Origin of the sequence: Streptomyces sp. NPDC005752 (assembly GCF_040630715.1) — a bacterium.
Taxonomy (GTDB): Bacteria; Actinomycetota; Actinomycetes; order Streptomycetales; family Streptomycetaceae; genus Streptomyces.
The window spans coordinates 192176-208279 of the sequence record NZ_JBEXYB010000002.1; the positions used below are offsets into that span (position 1 = coordinate 192176).

A 16104-nucleotide genomic window follows, 5' to 3' on the forward strand; every position below is an offset into this window, starting at 1 on the left:
CGGCGCGCCTGCGTGCTCCCCTCGAACCATGACCGGCCTACTGTTCCGTACCCCCGCGTTGTCCGGACGCCCCTCCAGCAGGCAGGATGACCGCCATGACGCACGCGATGCTGAAGGGCTCGAACGTCCCTCTCGACGCCATGGCCGTACGGGCCGTGCTGCGCTGGACCCCTGGCGCCGGAGTCCCCGACGTGGACGCCTCCGCCCTGTTGATCGATCCCTCCGGCCGGGTGCGTTCCGACGAGGACTTCGTCTTCTACAACCAGCCGCGGCACCCTTCGGGCCTCGTGCGGCGTCTGCCCAAGCGCAGCGGTCCCGAGGGTCTCACGGACACGATCGAGGCTGACCTCTCCTCGCTCGACCCCTCCGTGGCCCAGGTGGTCATCGCCGCGTCCTGCGACGAGGCGGCGTTCGAGCGGGTCACGGACCTGCGGATATCGCTGTACGACGCTGCGTCCGCCGACGGTGAGCCGCTCGCGGTCTTCGACGTACGGGCCGAGACCGGCGAGGAGACCGCCGTCATCTGCGGCGAGCTGTACCGGCGCGGTGACGGCTGGAAGTTCCGGGCGGTGGGGCAGGGATACCCGACGGGCCTCGTCGGACTGGCGACCGCCTTCGGCATCTCGGTGGACGAGGCCGAGGCGGCCTCGGAGCCGGGCCCGGCGGCGGTGCCCGGCGCTCCCGACCCGTCCGAGCCCTTCCCTCCGGCACCGGACACCCCCGCACCGGACTCGCAGGCCACGGTCCAGCACCAGCAGCCCGCCTACGGCTATCCACAGCCGCCCGTGGCGCCCCAGCCCGCCTACGGGTACCCGCAGCCGCCCACGGCGGCCCCCCAGCCCGCCTACGGCTATCCCCAGCCCGCGGCCCAGCCGGCGTACGGCTACCCGCAGCCCGCGGCGGCAGCGGCACACGCCGCCGACCCGAATTTCGTGCTCCCCCCGCAGGGCCCGCAGTTCCTCCGGTCGTGAACCGGAGGCGCGGCCGCCCTTCCCGGCGGGCACTCAGGCCCGCGTCTTGTAGCCGCGTCCCCACTGCATGCCGAAGCCGTACATCCGGTCCAGTTCGGACTGGAAGCCGTACACGAACTTCACCTCGCGGCGCACGATCAGCTCGCCCTTGACGTTCTCCACCGTGAAGACCGCGCAGGAGCGGGCCTGCGGGGCCCGTTCGTCCAGCTCGATCTCGATGCGCGGGCCGTTGCCCGGGTAGAGCGTCACCTTGGCGTGCGTACGGTCGAACGCCGGGGTCTGGTCGTAGATGTACACGAAGAACAGCAGCCGCTTGATCTCGTCGCGCTTGTCGAGGTTCACATAAACGGTCTCGCCCGACGGAGCCCCGAAACGGTCGTCGCCGCTGAGCCTGATGTACGGCGCTGTGTTCAGGTCGCCGATGAGGTTGCCCAGGGGCTGCACGACGCCCTTGGTCCCGTCCGCCAGTTCGTACATGCAGCCCAGGTCGAGGTCTACGTTGACCATGCCCTGGGTGTGCGCCTGGACGACGTCGGGCTGGAAGAGCTTCAGCGGACGCAGCAGCCGGCCGCTCTGCCGCGACCTGCCGCCGATGTCCGACGTACGCATCCGCCAGGACAGGTTGACGCGCAGATTGCCCGACAGCGCGCCCTGTTTGTTCAGAGAGACCGTGGCGTTCCGCTTGGAGAGCACGATCGCGTTCGTCGCGGAGTTACCCGACTCGAACTGCGACGCCCGCCGCGGAAACAGGCCGTCCCAGAAGGCCATCCCAACCCCCACATGTATCGGTAAGTACCGCCCGCCCCTGCTGTACGGCCCACACCACTGCGGGGCGGCCACCGGGCCGGGTCCGGGTGTTCCCGGAGAACCGCCGCCGTGGGCCGCCCCGCAGAGAGAGCGTTCCTCAATCCCTACCGGGTCACACCCCGGAGGAGACTTCCGCCTTGGAATCGGTGCCGTCGCCGCCGTCGCCGCCGGCCGCCGCAAGCCGCTTGTTGCGCCGGACCGAGGACCAGAAGGACCAGCCGATCAGCACGACGCCGACGAGACCGGTGATGATCTCGTTGATCTCGTGCTGGATGGTGACGAGGAGGATGACCGACAGTGCGCCGATCGCGTAGTGCGCGCCGTGCTCCAGGTAGACGTAGTCGTCCAGGGTGCCCTGGCGGACCAGGTACACGGTGAGCGAACGGACGTACATGGCGCCGATACCGAGGCCGAGGGCCATCAGCACGATCTCGTTGGTGATGGCGAAGGCGCCGATGACGCCGTCGAACGAGAAGGACGCGTCCAGGACCTCGAGGTAGAGGAACATGAAGAACGCCGCCTTGCCGGCGAGGACCACCGCGGAGGGGGACTTGCCCGCCTTCCTGGCTTCTTCCTCCGCCTCGTGTTCGCGCTCCTCCTCCTCCTCGAGCTTGTTCTCGAAGAATCCGGAGAGACCGCCGACGACGAGGTAGGTGATCAGACCGGCGATGCCCGAGAGCATGACGGTCTCCGCCTTGTTCGCGTGGCCGCCACCGTGCTGGTGGGCCTGGGTCGCGAAGGTCATCGCCGTGATCATCAGGATGATCAGCGCGACGCAGACCGACAGCATGTCGACCTTGCCGAGCTTGGCGAGCGGGCGCTCGAGCCAGCCGAGCCACTTGATGTCACGGTCCTCGAAGATGAAGTCGAGGAAGATCATGAGCAGGAACATGCCGCCGAACGCAGCGATGGACGGGTGGGCGTCCGTCACCAGTTCCTTGTACCGGTCAGGGTCGTTGAACGAGAGGTCGATGGCCTCGATGGGACCGAGCTGGGCACTGATGGCCACGATCACGACGGGGAAGACCAGCCGCATACCGAAGACCGCGATGAGCACACCGACGGTGAGGAAGATCTTCTGCCAGAAGGCACTCATCTTCTTCAGGATTCCGGCGTTGATCACCGCGTTGTCGAAGGACAGCGAGATCTCCAGGATCGACAGGATCGCGACGATGCCGAATGCCTGCCACCCCCCGTAGAACACCGCTGCGACCAGACCGAGCGCGGTAACCGCGAACGACCAGCCGAAGGTTTTCAGAACCACTGGCTACCCCATCATGTGTGTACGGGTCTCCCCCGGTGAGTACGGGGCTCCACCGCGCAGTGCGCGGCTTTACGAAACGTTGACCCCGAAGTCTAGAGCGATGCCCCGGAGCCCCGACGCGTACCCCTGTCCGACTGCACGGAATTTCCACTCCCCGCCGTACCGGTAGAGCTCACCGAAGATCATCGCGGTCTCCGAGGACGCGTCCTCGCTGAGGTCGTACCGCGCCAGTTCCTGGCCGTCCGCCTGGTTCACCACGCGGATGAAGGCGTTGCTCACCTGACCGAAGCTCTGCCCGCGATTGTCGGCGTCATGGATCGAGACCGGGAAAAGGATCTTGTCGCAGTGCGCCGGGACCTGAGCGAGGTTCACTATGACCGACTCGTCGTCGCCCTCGCCCTCACCCGTGAGGTTGTCACCGGTGTGCTCGACGGAGCCGTCGGGGCTGGTGAGGTTGTTGTAGAAGACGAACCACTCGTCGCCGAGGACCCGGCCCGACTGGCACAGCAGTGCGCTGGCGTCGAGGTCGAAGTCGGCTCCCGTCGTGGATCGTGCGTCCCAGCCGAGCCCGACCATCACCTGAGTGAGATTGGGTGCGGCCTTGGAGAGGGAGACGTTGCCTCCCTTGGCGAGCGTGACGCCCATGGTGTGTCCTCCCCGAGTCGTTGGACGGTCTTCCGGCTCGGCACGGACGCCTGACGGACGCGGGGTGCCCTGCCGAGACGTCCGGCGCCGCACGGGGTGCGGCGCCGGACGTGATGGGTCCTGATGTGTCCGGAGGATCCTCCGGACCTGCTCAGACGTTGACGCCGAAGTCCTGCGCGATACCGCGCAGACCCGAGGCGTACCCCTGGCCGATGGCGCGGAACTTCCACTCCGCGCCGTTGCGGTAGAGCTCGCCGAAGACCATGGCGGTCTCCGTCGAGGCGTCCTCGCTGAGGTCGTAGCGGGCGAGCTCGCTGTTGTCCGCCTGGTTCACCACGCGGATGTACGCGTTGCGCACCTGGCCGAAGCTCTGCTGCCGGCTCTCGGCCTCGTAGATCGAGACCGGGAAGACGATCTTGTCGACATCGGCCGGGACACCGGCGAGGTTGACCTTGATGACCTCGTCGTCGCCCTCGCCCTCACCGGTGGTGTTGTCACCGGTGTGCTCGACCGAGCCGTCGGGGCTCTTGAGGTTGTTGAAGAAGACGAAATTCCCGTCGCTTCCGACCTTGCCCTCGGCGTTCGTCAGCAGCGCGCTGGCGTCGAGGTCGAAGTCACCGCCGGTGGTGGTCCGGGCATCCCAGCCCAGACCGACGATGACCGCCGTCAGGTTCGGCGCGGCCTTGGTCAGCGAGACGTTGCCGCCCTTGCTGAGGCTGACTCCCACGAGTCCTCCAAAAGTTTTGAGAGGGCCGGCAGACACCAGCACCCCCGTCGTGCGTTGGCATCGGATCAACGATTGGATCCTAGTGACCGGTTCCCGGCGAAAACAGGCTTTTGGCCGGTCGCCGCCAGGAGATCCCCTGATACGGCGGGCCGCAAACCCCGGATCCGCGCATCCCGGACCCCGCATCACGCGCGGGGCGGCCGGGGGCGCCCGGGAGAACGGACGCGGCCGGTCCCCCGGCCGCCTCGGATCAGATCGAGTCGAGTGCCTTGATGTAGTCGTTCAGGTCCCGCGCGTCCGGCAGGCCGTTGACGACGGTCCAGCGGACGACGCCCTGCTTGTCGATGACGAACGTGCCGCGCACCGCGCAGCCCTTCTCCTCGTCGAAGACGCCGTAGGCCCGCGAGGTCTGCCCGTGCGGCCAGAAGTCCGAGAGCAGCGGGTACTCGAGGCCCTCCTGCTCGGCGAAGACGCGCAGCGTGTGGATCGAGTCGTTGGAGACGGCGAGCAGCTGGGTGTCGGCGTTCTCGAACCTCGGCAGCTCGTCGCGGAGCGCGCACAGCTCCCCCGTGCACACGCCGGTGAAGGCGAAGGGGTAGAAGAGCAGCACCACGTTCTTGGCGCCGTCGGAACCCTGGAAGTCGGAGAGCCTCACGGTTCGTCCGTGGTTGTCCTTCAGCTCGAAATCCGGAGCCTGCGTGCCGACCTCGATCGCCATGTGAAACGCGTCCCTTCGCGAACGTCGCACTTACCCGGCCTGGGCCGTCCGGGTGAGACCCACCCTACGCAGCGTCCCCCGCGAAGCGTCGGCAGGCCCGTACGCACACGTGCAAAGGCCCCCGGCGGTGGGGTGCCGTCGGGGGCCTCGGGTGATGTAGAAGAGCTCTCAGCGCTTGGCCGGGGCCCCCTTGGGGGTGACCAGACGGCTGCCCGTCCAGTCCTTGCCCGCACTGATGCTCTTGGTCTGGGCGAGACCAGCTGTCTGGGCAGCCTCGTTGATGTCGCTCGGCTCGACGTATCCGTCTCGGCCGGTCTTGGGCGTCAGCAGCCAGACCGCCCCACCGTCCTCGATCAGACCAATGGCATCCACCAGCGCGTCCGTAAGGTCGCCGTCCTCGTCGCGGAACCAGAGCAGGACGACGTCAGCGACGTCGTCGTAGTCCTCGTCGACGAGTTCCTGGCCGATTGTGGCCTCAATGCCCTCACGGAGCTCCTGCTCGACGTCGTCGTCGTAGCCGATCTCCTGGACCACCTGTCCGGGTTCGAACCCAAGCCTTGCGGCCGTGTTGGTCCGTTCCTCCGCGTGGTCCGCGGTCGCGCTCACGGGTTGCCTCCTGATCATGTTTCGGAAAATGCTTCAGCCACGCGCGTGCGCGGGGCGTTGGCCGTAGTCCACACGGGCTCGGCGAATCGCGCAAGTACCCGGCGTCCGAGACCGCCTAAACGGTGACGTTCCCTGCCACGTCGCCGCAACTACCGGCATGTCTCCTGCGGGGCCCGAAGTGGTGTCCGGGCCCTTTACGTCCTTCCTCAGCTTATGCCGTATCGATCCGCCATTCGGATTCGAACGGGCTTTGGGAACGCTTGGCCGGGTTGGGCGTATGGTTGCGGTTTGGGCGGGACCGCCCTCGTACTGCTGATACTCGTTCCCGGACACGCCGCTCGGGAACCTTGTGTTACCCCACAGTAGAGATGACGTTTGCGGTCCTCGCGGTACACGATGGAGGCGGCGTACAGCAGCCATCCCGGGGGCACGTTTCCCGCAACCAGGCCCCGAAGAGCACCACCGAACAGCGAAGGAACAGCGTGGCTTCCGGATCCGATCGCAACCCGATCATCATTGGCGGCCTTCCGAGCCAGGTCCCGGACTTCGATCCTGAAGAGACCCAGGAATGGCTCGACTCCCTCGACGCCGCCGTCGACGAGCGCGGCCGCGAGCGGGCCCGCTATCTGATGCTCCGGCTCATCGAGCGTGCGCGCGAGAAGCGCGTGGCCGTGCCCGAGATGCGCAGCACCGACTACATCAACACGATCGCCACGAAGGACGAGCCCTTCTTCCCCGGCGACGAGGAGATCGAGCGCAAGGTCCTCAACGCGACGCGGTGGAACGCCGCGGTGATGGTCTCCCGGGCCCAGCGTCCGGGGATCGGTGTCGGCGGTCACATCGCCACCTTCGCTTCCTCCGCCTCGCTGTACGACGTGGGCTTCAACCACTTCTTCCGCGGCAAGGACGACGGCCTGGGCGGCGACCAGATCTTCTTCCAGGGGCACGCGTCCCCGGGGATCTACGCCCGCGCCTTCCTGCTCGACCGGCTGAGCGAGGCCCAGCTCGACGGCTTCCGCCAGGAGAAGTCGAAGGCCGGGCACGCGCTGTCCAGCTACCCGCACCCGCGGTCGATGCCGGACTTCTGGGAGTTCCCGACCGTCTCGATGGGTCTCGGCCCGCTCGGCGCGATCTACCAGGCGCGGATGAACCGCTACATGGAGGCGCGCGGCATCGCCGACACCTCCAAGTCGCACGTCTGGGCCTATCTGGGTGACGGCGAGATGGACGAGCCGGAGTCGCTCGGCCAGCTGTCCATCGCCGCCCGCGAGGGCCTGGACAACCTCACCTTCGTGGTGAACTGCAACCTGCAGCGCCTCGACGGCCCGGTGCGCGGCAACGGCAAGATCATCCAGGAGCTGGAGTCGCAGTTCCGCGGCGCCGGCTGGAACGTCATCAAGCTGGTCTGGGACCGCAGCTGGGACCCGCTGCTCGCGCAGGACCGCACGGGCATCCTGGTCAACAAGCTGAACACCACCCCGGACGGCCAGTTCCAGACGTACGCCACCGAGACGGGCGCGTACATCCGCGATCACTTCTTCGGTGACGACCCGCGGCTGCGCGACATGGTCAAGGACATGTCCGACCAGCAGATCCTGCACCTGGGGCGCGGCGGCCACGATCACCGGAAGGTCTACGCGGCGTACGCGGCGGCCAAGGCCCACAAGGGTCAGCCGACCGTCATCCTGGCGCAGACGGTCAAGGGCTGGACGCTCGGGCCGAACTTCGAGGGCCGCAACGCGACCCACCAGATGAAGAAGCTCACGGCGGACGACCTCAAGCGCTTCCGTGACCGCCTGCACATCCCTATCGCGGACAAGCAGCTGGAGGACGGCAACCCGCCGTACTACCACCCGGGCCGCGACTCGGAGGAGATCCAGTACATGCACGACCGCCGCCAGGGTCTGGGCGGCTACGTCCCGACGCGTGTGGTGCGGTCGAAGCCACTGCCCCTTCCCGACGAGAAGGCGTACGCGACCGCGAAGAAGGGCTCGGGCCAGCAGTCGATCGCCACGACGATGGCGTTCGTCCGTGTGCTGAAGGACCTCATGCGGGACAAGGAGATCGGCAAGCGTTTCGTGCTGATCGCCCCCGATGAGTACCGCACGTTCGGCATGGACGCGTTCTTCCCGAGTGCGAAGATCTACAACCCGCTGGGTCAGCAGTACGAGTCGGTCGACCGTGAGCTCCTGCTCGCGTACAAGGAGTCGCCGACCGGCCAGATGCTGCACGACGGCATCTCGGAGGCGGGCTGCACCGCCTCGCTGATCGCCGCGGGTTCGGCGTACGCCACGCACGGTGAGCCGCTCATCCCGGTGTACGTCTTCTACTCCATGTTCGGTTTCCAGCGGACCGGCGACCAGTTCTGGCAGATGGCCGACCAGCTGTCGCGCGGCTTCGTGCTGGGCGCGACGGCCGGCCGCACTACGCTGACCGGTGAGGGCCTCCAGCACGCGGACGGCCACTCGCAGCTGCTCGCCTCGACGAACCCGGCCTGCGTCTCCTACGACCCGGCGTTCGGGTACGAGATCGCGCACATCATGAAGGACGGCCTGCGCCGGATGTACGGCGAGGACTCCGAGGACGTCTTCTACTACCTCACCGTCTACAACGAGCCGATCCAGCACCCGGCCGAGCCCGCCGACGTGGACGTCGAGGGCATCCTCAAGGGCGTGCACCGCTACCGCAGCGGCGAGAAGGGCCAGATCCCGGCCCAGATCCTGGCGTCCGGTGTGGCGGTCCCGTGGGCGGTCGAGGCCCAGCAGATCCTCGCCGACGAGTGGAACGTGAAGGCGGACGTGTGGTCGGCGACCTCCTGGAACGAGCTGCGCCGTGAGGCAGTGGAGGTGGAGCGCCACAACCTGCTCCACCCCGAGGAGGAGCAGCGCGTCCCGTACGTGACGGAGAAGCTCTCCGGCTCCGAGGGCCCGTTCGTGGCGGTGTCGGACTGGATGCGTTCCGTGCCCGACCAGATCGCGCGCTGGGTGCCCGGCGCGTACCAGTCGCTGGGTGCGGACGGCTTCGGTTTCGCGGACACCCGGGGTGCGGCCCGCCGCTTCTTCCACATCGACGCGCAGTCGATCGTGCTCGCGGTGCTGACCGAGCTGGCGAAGGAAGGCAAGATCGACCGTTCGGCGCTGAAGACCGCGCTCGACCGCTACGAGCTGCTGGACGTGGCCGCAGCCGGCCCCGGCCCGGCCGGCGGTGACGCGTAGGGAACACACAGTTCCGGAAGAAGGGCGGCGGGCCCGAGGGGCCGCCGCCCTTCGGCGTCCCCGGATCCCTCGTCAGGCCCTCAGCTCTCCCAGATCTTGAAGGCCCTGACCGTGTACGGCGACCGGGGCACCCAGGTGCCGCCACCCGGGTACGTCTCGAACTCGCCGGTCTCCGCGCACTCGGCCGACTGGAAGGTCGTGACCGGGCGCCCGGTGCGGTTGACGAGCGCCTGGGCGCTGCGGCCGGCCGGGAGCGGGACGCAGCTCTCGATGTCGACGGTGGACAACTCGTGGGCCTGCCTGGCTCCCGAGAAGTCGGGCTTCGCCCACAGGCAGAGCTGCCCGGCGCCGCACGGCGCGAGACCGGCAGGTGCGGCCCGCGGTGCGCTGCGGGCGCTTTCCTGCGTGGTGGCCGCGCGGTGGGCGGCCGGTGCGGCGGCGCCCGAGGACAGGGCGGTGGCCGGGACGAGTGCGGTGGCCGCCAGGGTGGCGGCGAGGACGGTGGTGCGCATGGTGGATCAACCCCCGTGGTCGAGCGAGCCGGGCGGCTCGCCATGTCCGCACTCTGACCTGCGGAAGCGCGGGCCGGGAAGGGGCCGGGCAGCGGACCACCCTGATAGGCGACAGCCCCGCCGGGACGTCCGACGGGGCTTTTTGATGCGCTGTGTTGACGCGGGGGCTCGGGGCCGCCCGGGGGCGGTCCGGATGTCGCCGGCGGGCTCGCCTGAGACGTGCACCCGTCCCCGCCCGGGTGTTGGCCCCGCGCTCGGCACGCATGCGGACCGGGCGGCGACCGCCGTGCCGGTACCGGCGGCCGAGGAAGCCGGGCTCGCGCGCGACACGAACGTGTCATGGGCGACACCCGTGATCGTCGCTCCGCTCTCCGGCGGGGTGCCCCCGCTCCCTCACGGGGATGCGTCAACGTCCCATCGAAGGCGCCCCTTTCGAGGTAATGCGTCGAGCCTTCACGCGCACCTGAGCCACTCCCACGCAGAGGCATAAAAGGAACATAACGACTAACTCCGGATGCGGGGCCACCGGATGGCCGAATCGCCCCCCGGCACACGCCTCCCTACGCGGCGGCACGCATCGACCCGTAGCGGCGTGCCGCTCCGCCGGTCGCGGAGCGTGAAGGGCGCACCGAGGCGAGTCCGCGCCCCCGGACGGCCGTAGCCGCGTCGCCCGGGGGCGGCACGACCGGCCGAGGGGCCGACGGAAGAACCCGGGAGCGGACGCACGGCGGGAGTCGGCCGAACTCCACCTGAAGCGGCCCGGACCTGCGCTTCCGGGGAGCCGAGGCATTACGCGGGCGCACCTTTACACGAACCGGACGACTGTGCCGCACCCCTCACCGGCTCCGCATGGCCGAACTCACAATGCCCCCGCTCCCCGGGCCATTTCGAGTGACCGGCGGGCCTCCGGCGCACCGCAGTGTGAATCCGGCGCACACGGAGAGTAGGAGACGGGCGGTCAATTCCCCGCGGTCGAGTGATCCGCGTCACCCCTGCGACGGCGCCGTGCGCACGTCTCCTAGGGTGGGGCGCAGTGACTTCCTTCGACTCCTCACCCACGCTCACCGTATGGCGCGCTCTGCTCGCCATCGCGGTCGTGTTCGTGATGCTGGCGACCACCGGGTGGACCGCCGTGCGTCATCAGCACGCAGCCGCGCCGCGCGAGACCGCGCTCTCTTCCTGGGCGAAGGACCGGATAGCTGGTCACGCCCTTCCTGACGTCAGCGCGCCCGCGAACCGGCTGGCTCACTTCTTCTCGACGCTCACGGCGGGCCAGCAGGTCGCTCTGACCGACAAGTACCCGCTGGTGGTGGGAAATCTGAACGGCGCACCGGTCACCCTGCGCTACCGGGCGAACCGTCACGCCCTGGAGCAGGCGGAACTGGCCGAGGAACAGCGGGCTCAGGACACGAAGCTCTCGCCGGACGGACGCCATCAGGCTGTGCTCCGACTGGACCGCTTCCGTTCCCTGCTCGCCGGTGACCGGCAGATCCTCACCTTCGACCCTTCGGGGCGCGGCCGGGCCGCCGAGGTGTTCGGCGACCTCGACGGGGCCGAGCGGGTCTCCGTCGTCGTGCCCGGCGTCGACACGAGTCTTCTGACGCTGGAGCGCACGGGCACCAAGAAGAACGCCGCGCCCGTCGGCATGGCGCAGTCGCTGTACGGCGCGGAGCGCTCGGCCCGTCCCGCTTCGCGTACGGCGGTCGTCGCGTGGGCCGACTACACGGCACCCGCCGGCATCGGCATGGACGCCGCGCTGGGCGGGCTCGCGACGGAAGGCGCGCTGCGGCTGAACGCCCTCGTCGAGGCGCTGCCCGGCACCTCGGACGTCTCGCTGTTCTGCCACAGCTACGGCTCCGTGCTGTGCGGTGTGGCCGCACACGAGCTGCCGTCCAGGGTGTCCGACATCGCGGTCGCGGGCAGTCCCGGGATGCGGGCGGACAGCGCCGAAGGGCTGAGGACGCGGGCCAGGGTGTGGGCGATGCGGGACGGTGACGACTGGATCGAGGACGTGCCGAACATGGAGGTCGGCGGGCTCGGGCACGGCGCCGATCCGGTCGACCCGTCCTTCGGCGCGCGGATCGTGTCGGCGAGCGGTGCGAGCGGGCACAGCGGCTATTTCGAGCCGGGTACGGAGAGCCTCAGCAACTTCGCCGCGATCGGTGTGGGTGCCTATGACTCGGTCAGCTGCGCGAGCACCGACGATGCGTGCCACCGGGAGATTTCCGGCGAGTCGGAGACCTGACGCGCGTAGAAATACGTCTGACGCGCGTAGAGAGCGGCGAACGGCCTGCCCGATTTCGCCAGTACCGAAGGGGGACGTCCGGGCCTGTGCCACATACGATGAGGCACATGGGTGATGTGCTGGCCGGAATTCATGCCACCTGGGAGTTCGACACCGACTCCGTGCTCATCCGCTTCGAACGGGGAATCCGCACACCGAGGCTCTTCCAGAGCCTGCGCGAACGCCGCATACCGTACGCGGCGTTGTCTTCGGTGACGCTGACCCCGGGCAAGCGGGGCACGGTGGTCCTGCACGCGGTGCCGAGACCCGGTGCCGATCCGCTGTTGGAGGCCGCGGCCGGACAGCTCAAGGAGAGCAGCGACCCCTACCGTCTGGTGCTGCCCGCCGAACGTGAGACGCTCGCCGAGTACTACGCCGATGAGCTTCGCGCCGTGCTCGGCCCCGAGGCATCCCGTCCGGCCGACGGTTTCCTGGTGACGGCCCCCGAGGCGCCGATGCACTTCAAGGCGTACGACGGCCGGGCCGGCTTCGACGGGTCCCTGGTCTCGTTCCGGTGGTTCTGGACGGGTGCGTCGAGCGCCAAGTGGAAGGCGGGCGACCAGGCGTTCCCCGTAGCGGACCTGGGTGGGGTCGAGTGGCGTTCACCCGAGGCGTTCGAGGGGTATCTCCGGCTGGTGCCACGGGGCACCGACGCGGGCGCCCCCGCACCGGATGCCGCCCCGGGCGCCGCGCAGCCGTCCGTGGGCCGGGCCCAGCCGGACCAGGACCCCGCCGCCGTCGTCTTCGGCCTGGGCTACGGACCGGTGCACGAGTCGCTGCCCTTCGCGGCGGCGGTCCTGGAGTCCGTGCGCCGGACCCAGTCGGTGCCCGTCGCCACGGCACCCGTCCCGGTGGGCGGCGCGAGGCGTGACCCGGCGGACATCGCCGAGCGGATGCACCACCTGGGGGACCTGCACCAGGCGGGGCTGGTCACGGACGCGGAGTACAGCGCGAAGAAGGCGGAGCTGCTCGCCGAGCTGTAGGCGGGCCCCGGGCCGTGTGCCGTCCGCATCGCGGTACCCGCCCCGGCCCCCTACCCGGGTACGGGGCCGGGGGCCGGCGCCCGGCCCTCGGGTATGACGCCGCGCGGCGCACTTGGTGCCTAGTCTGACCCGACCATGACCACGTCCCCTGCCGGCCCCCCGCCCGCCGACGGTCTGCTGAGCGCCGCCCGCCGCAATCTGCGCGAGCTCGCCCACGGTCTGTCCCACGCGTCCCATCCGCCGACCCCGCTGTTCGCCGGGTCGCCGCGCCGCTGGCTGCGGCTGCTGCCGTACGCCGTGGTGGTCGCGCTCACCGCCGTCTTCGTCCCCGTCACGATCCAGGTGCTGACGGGCGACTACGGGGTGCCCGGCCCACTCGCCGGAGCCCTCGCCGTCGGACAGGCCGCACCCCTGCTCATGCTGGCGCACCGGCCTCTGCAGGCCTGGTGGATCGTCTTCACCGCGGACGTCGTGGGCGCGCTGGTGATGCTGGGGCGGCCGGAGTACCAGGGCGTCATCTGGCCGTGGACCCCGCCGGCCACCGTCGGCTATCTGTTCGTGCTGCTGGCACTCGGCCTGCGGGAGAGCCGTCGCACGGTGATCGGAGTGTGGCTTGCGACGGGCGCGGCCGGGCTGCTGCTGGACCTGATCGCGCCCTCGCACCGGGACGGCAGCGCGCTTCTGCTGTTCGTCCTCGGCGGGGTGGTGCTGGTGATCGGGGCGGCGGTACGGGAGCGGAGCGAGGCCCAGCGACGGCTCGTCGAGCAGGAGACGATCAGCGAGGCCGAGCGGGCGCAGCGGACGCTGCTGGAGGAGCGCACCCGGATCGCCCGTGAGCTCCACGACGTGGTCGCGCACCACATGTCGGTGATCACCGTCCAGGCGGACTCGGCTCCGTACCGGATCGGGGGGATGTCCGAGGAGGTGCGGGCGGAGTTCGCGTCGATCGCGGCGGGCGCCCGGGAGTCCCTGACCGAGATGCGCCGGCTGCTGTCGGTGCTCCGCAGTGACGGCAGCCGGGGTGAGCTGGTCCCGCAGCCCGGTCTCGACCGGGTTCAGCAGCTGGTGGAGGCGACGGTGCGGGCGGGGCTCCCGGCCGAGTTGTCGATGGCGGCGGACGTGGCGGAGGCGGTGGAGCGGGGCGGGGTACCGCAGGCGGTGGATCTGACGGCGTACCGCATCGTGCAGGAGGCGCTGGCCAACGTGGTCCGGCACGCTCCGGGGGCGCGGACCCGGGTGTCGGTCACCGCGCGCGACGGCCATCTGACCGTGCTGGTCGTCAACGACCGGGCACGGCGACCGGGTTCGCCGTTGGAGGCGTCGGGGACCGGACACGGGCTGGTCGGCATGCGGGAACGCGTACGGTTGACCGGCGGCACACTCGACACCGGCCCGCTGCCGGACGGGGGCTACCGGGTGGCCGCGCGGCTCCCGCTGCCGCCGCTTCGGCCGCCGTCGGCATCCGTGACTCCGGAGGAACTGTGACCATCCGCGTGATCATCGTCGACGACCAGGCCATGGTGCGGGCCGGGTTCGCCGCTCTGCTCGCGGCGCAGAGCGACATCGACGTGGTGGGCGAGGCCCCGGACGGGCGCAAGGGCGTCGCGGTCAGCAGGACGGTGCACCCGGACGTGGTCCTGATGGACGTCCGGATGCCGGAGATGGACGGGCTGGCCGCCGCCCGCGAGCTGCTGGACCCGCCGGTGGGTGTCGTCCACCGGCCGAAGGTCCTCATGCTCACCACGTTCGACGTCGACGACTACGTCTACGAGGCGCTGCGCGCCGGGGCGTCCGGGTTCCTCCTGAAGGACGCCCCGCCCGCGGACCTGATCTCGGCGGTACGGGTCGTGGCGGCGGGCGACGCGCTGCTCGCGCCGTCCGTGACCCGGCGGCTCATCGCCGACTTCGCACGTCAGCGGCCCGCGGCACCGTCCGGCGGACCGGCGCTGCGGCTGAACGCTCTGACACCGCGTGAGACGGAGGTCCTGGAGCTGATCGCCCGTGGCCTGTCGAACCAGGAGATCGCGGCGCGGCTGGTGCTGGCCGAGCAGACGGTGAAGACCCACATCGGCAGGGTGCTGGCCAAGCTCGGCCTGCGCGACCGGGCGCAGGCCGTGATCTTCGCGTACGAGTCGGGGCTGGTGGCCCCGGGGGGCGCGTAGCTTCCCGGTACCACCCGGCGCGGGGTGGGGCTGTCCCCCCGTACGTCCCCTACTCGGGTAGCACCGGGCAGTTGGCTCCGTGGGGTGACGCCCTGTCACGCGTCTCCTTCCTACTTTCCTCCTCCGCACACCGAACGGTGTGCGCGAGCGGCAGGGGAGGGCACGATGCGCCGGTTCACGAGGACACTGGCCGCGGTCGCGCTGGCGGTCACAGCGGTGGCGGGCACGGTCGGCTGGGCGTCCGGGGGCACCCAGCGGGCGGTGACGGGCCCCCCGCCCGGCAGCAGTTCGTGGCGTGCCGACGGGGTGCTGGGGCGGGAGCTGCCCGACCCGGCCCGCACGGACCCGGAACAAGTACGGGCGTTCTTCAGCGGTTTGAGCGCCTCGGAGCAGCAGGAACTGCTGGAGCGGCACCCGTTGGTCGTCGGCAATCTGGACGGGGTGCCCCTGGAGCTGCGCTACCACGCCAACGCCCGTGCCCTGCGGGCCTCTCACGATCCCCGCCACGCCCGTCTCGCCGCGCCCGGCCGACGGATCCTGGCGTTCGATCCGCGAGGCCGCGGCCAGGTCGCCGAGGTGTTCGGGGACCTGCGCTCCGCGCGGCACGTGTCCGTCGTCGTACCCGGGTCGGACATCGACGCCGGGACCTTCGACCGGCGCGTCGACGTGTACGGCACTCCGGCGGGCATGGCGAAGTCGCTGTACGCGGAGACGGGACCCGGCAACGCGGTGATCGCATGGGCCGGTTACACCACCCCGGTCGGAGTCGGCCTGGACGCGGCGACCGGCGGCCTGGCCGAGGCCGGTGCCGGGCGGCTGACCCGGTTCACCGAGGGGCTGGCAGCCGACGGTCTGCCCTCGCCCGTCGTGTTCTGCCACAGCTACGGCTCGGTGGTGTGCGGGCTGGCGGCGTCGGACCTCGGCGCCACGGATCTCGTCGTGCTCGGCTCCCCCGGGATGCGCGCCGACGACGTCGCCGGTCTGCGCACCGGGGCGCGTGTCTGGGCCGCCAAGGACGACACCGACTGGATCGACGACGTGCCGCATATGCGGGTGGCCGGTCTCGGGCACGGCGCCGACCCTGCCGACGAGGCGTTCGGGGCCCACCGGGTGCCCGCCCAGGACGCGAAGGGCCACACCGGCTACTTCGCTCCCGGCACGGACTCGCTCCGCGCCTTCGCGGCCATCGCCGAGGGGGACTCCCGGTGAG

General features: G+C 70.1%; 14 protein-coding genes. 7 read left to right on the top strand and 7 right to left on the bottom strand.

Annotated elements, in window-relative coordinates; genetic code table 11:
• Positions 1-86: 86 nt before the first annotated feature.
• Complete coding sequence (locus tag ABZ441_RS02585; protein WP_358967257.1) at positions 87-971, top strand: TerD family protein; 885 nt, start codon at positions 87-89, stop codon at positions 969-971.
• Positions 972-1004: 33 nt separating this feature from the next.
• On the opposite strand, the gene ABZ441_RS02590 is transcribed toward ABZ441_RS02585, so the two are convergent.
• The 6 genes from ABZ441_RS02590 to ABZ441_RS02615 form a co-directional block, all read right to left on the bottom strand.
• Positions 1005-1739 (bottom strand): Tellurium resistance, encoded by a 735-nt coding sequence (locus tag ABZ441_RS02590; protein WP_205019939.1) that lies wholly within the window; start codon positions 1737-1739, stop codon positions 1005-1007.
• Between the two features lie 151 nt (positions 1740-1890).
• The gene (locus tag ABZ441_RS02595) at positions 1891-3042 is read right to left on the bottom strand and encodes a DUF475 domain-containing protein (RefSeq protein WP_358967260.1); all 1152 of its coding nucleotides are present in this window, start codon (positions 3040-3042) and stop codon (positions 1891-1893) included.
• 69 nt (positions 3043-3111) lie between these two features.
• Positions 3112-3687: a TerD family protein gene (locus tag ABZ441_RS02600; RefSeq protein ID WP_358967263.1), complete on the bottom strand. Its 576-nt coding sequence runs from the start codon at positions 3685-3687 to the stop codon at positions 3112-3114.
• A 151-nt stretch (positions 3688-3838) separates the two neighbouring features.
• Positions 3839-4414, bottom strand: a complete 576-nt coding sequence (locus ABZ441_RS02605; protein ID WP_031092601.1) for a TerD family protein — start codon at positions 4412-4414, stop codon at positions 3839-3841.
• 250 nt (positions 4415-4664) lie between these two features.
• Positions 4665-5132 carry a peroxiredoxin gene (locus tag ABZ441_RS02610; RefSeq protein WP_358967267.1) on the bottom strand — a complete coding sequence of 156 codons (468 nt, stop codon included), beginning with the start codon at positions 5130-5132 and terminating at the stop codon, positions 4665-4667.
• Positions 5133-5300: 168 nt separating this feature from the next.
• Complete coding sequence (locus ABZ441_RS02615; protein WP_031092598.1) at positions 5301-5738, bottom strand: DUF3052 domain-containing protein; 438 nt, start codon at positions 5736-5738, stop codon at positions 5301-5303.
• A gap of 482 nt (positions 5739-6220) precedes the next feature.
• Here ABZ441_RS02615 and aceE point away from each other — a divergent pair, with 482 nt between their 5' ends.
• Positions 6221-8953: a pyruvate dehydrogenase (acetyl-transferring), homodimeric type gene (gene aceE, locus ABZ441_RS02620; RefSeq protein ID WP_358967271.1), complete on the top strand. Its 2733-nt coding sequence runs from the start codon at positions 6221-6223 to the stop codon at positions 8951-8953.
• 80 nt (positions 8954-9033) lie between these two features.
• Here the strand turns inward: aceE and ABZ441_RS02625 are convergent, their stop codons facing one another.
• On the bottom strand, positions 9034-9465 hold the full coding sequence (locus ABZ441_RS02625) for a peptidase inhibitor family I36 protein (RefSeq protein ID WP_358967273.1): 432 nt from the start codon (positions 9463-9465) through the stop codon (positions 9034-9036).
• A 1033-nt stretch (positions 9466-10498) separates the two neighbouring features.
• On the opposite strand from ABZ441_RS02625, the gene ABZ441_RS02630 reads away from it, so the two are divergent.
• The 5 genes from ABZ441_RS02630 to ABZ441_RS02650 all read left to right on the top strand — a co-directional run bounded on the left by ABZ441_RS02630 (position 10499) and on the right by ABZ441_RS02650 (position 16103).
• Complete coding sequence (locus ABZ441_RS02630; RefSeq protein WP_358967276.1) at positions 10499-11710, top strand: alpha/beta hydrolase; 1212 nt, start codon at positions 10499-10501, stop codon at positions 11708-11710.
• 107 nt (positions 11711-11817) lie between these two features.
• On the top strand, positions 11818-12732 hold the full coding sequence (locus ABZ441_RS02635; RefSeq protein WP_358967279.1) for a DUF4429 domain-containing protein: 915 nt from the start codon (positions 11818-11820) through the stop codon (positions 12730-12732).
• Between the two features lie 135 nt (positions 12733-12867).
• Complete coding sequence (locus ABZ441_RS02640; RefSeq protein WP_358967282.1) at positions 12868-14217, top strand: sensor histidine kinase; 1350 nt, start codon at positions 12868-12870, stop codon at positions 14215-14217.
• Positions 14214-14894 carry a response regulator transcription factor gene (locus tag ABZ441_RS02645; protein ID WP_358967285.1) on the top strand — a complete coding sequence of 227 codons (681 nt, stop codon included), beginning with the start codon at positions 14214-14216 and terminating at the stop codon, positions 14892-14894. Before ABZ441_RS02640 ends, ABZ441_RS02645 begins: the two co-directional genes overlap by 4 nt.
• Positions 14895-15059: 165 nt before the next feature.
• The gene (locus tag ABZ441_RS02650; RefSeq protein ID WP_358967286.1) at positions 15060-16103 is read left to right on the top strand and encodes an alpha/beta hydrolase; all 1044 of its coding nucleotides are present in this window, start codon (positions 15060-15062) and stop codon (positions 16101-16103) included.
• Position 16104 lies beyond the last annotated feature (1 nt).

Excerpts from the sequence above, each read along its gene's own strand:
- ABZ441_RS02610 (WP_358967267.1), bottom strand. The coding sequence starts at position 5,132 with ATGGCGATCGAGGTCGGCACGCAGGCTCCGGATTTCGAGCTGAAGGAC.
- ABZ441_RS02590 (WP_205019939.1), bottom strand. The coding sequence starts at position 1,739 with ATGGCCTTCTGGGACGGCCTGTTTCCGCGGCGGGCGTCGCAGTTCGAG.
- ABZ441_RS02635 (WP_358967279.1), top strand. The coding sequence starts at position 11,818 with ATGGGTGATGTGCTGGCCGGAATTCATGCCACCTGGGAGTTCGACACC.
- ABZ441_RS02640 (WP_358967282.1), top strand. The coding sequence starts at position 12,868 with ATGACCACGTCCCCTGCCGGCCCCCCGCCCGCCGACGGTCTGCTGAGC.
- ABZ441_RS02585 (WP_358967257.1), top strand. The coding sequence starts at position 87 with ATGACCGCCATGACGCACGCGATGCTGAAGGGCTCGAACGTCCCTCTC.
- ABZ441_RS02625 (WP_358967273.1), bottom strand. The coding sequence starts at position 9,465 with ATGCGCACCACCGTCCTCGCCGCCACCCTGGCGGCCACCGCACTCGTC.
- ABZ441_RS02600 (WP_358967263.1), bottom strand. The coding sequence starts at position 3,687 with ATGGGCGTCACGCTCGCCAAGGGAGGCAACGTCTCCCTCTCCAAGGCC.
- ABZ441_RS02650 (WP_358967286.1), top strand. The coding sequence starts at position 15,060 with ATGCGCCGGTTCACGAGGACACTGGCCGCGGTCGCGCTGGCGGTCACA.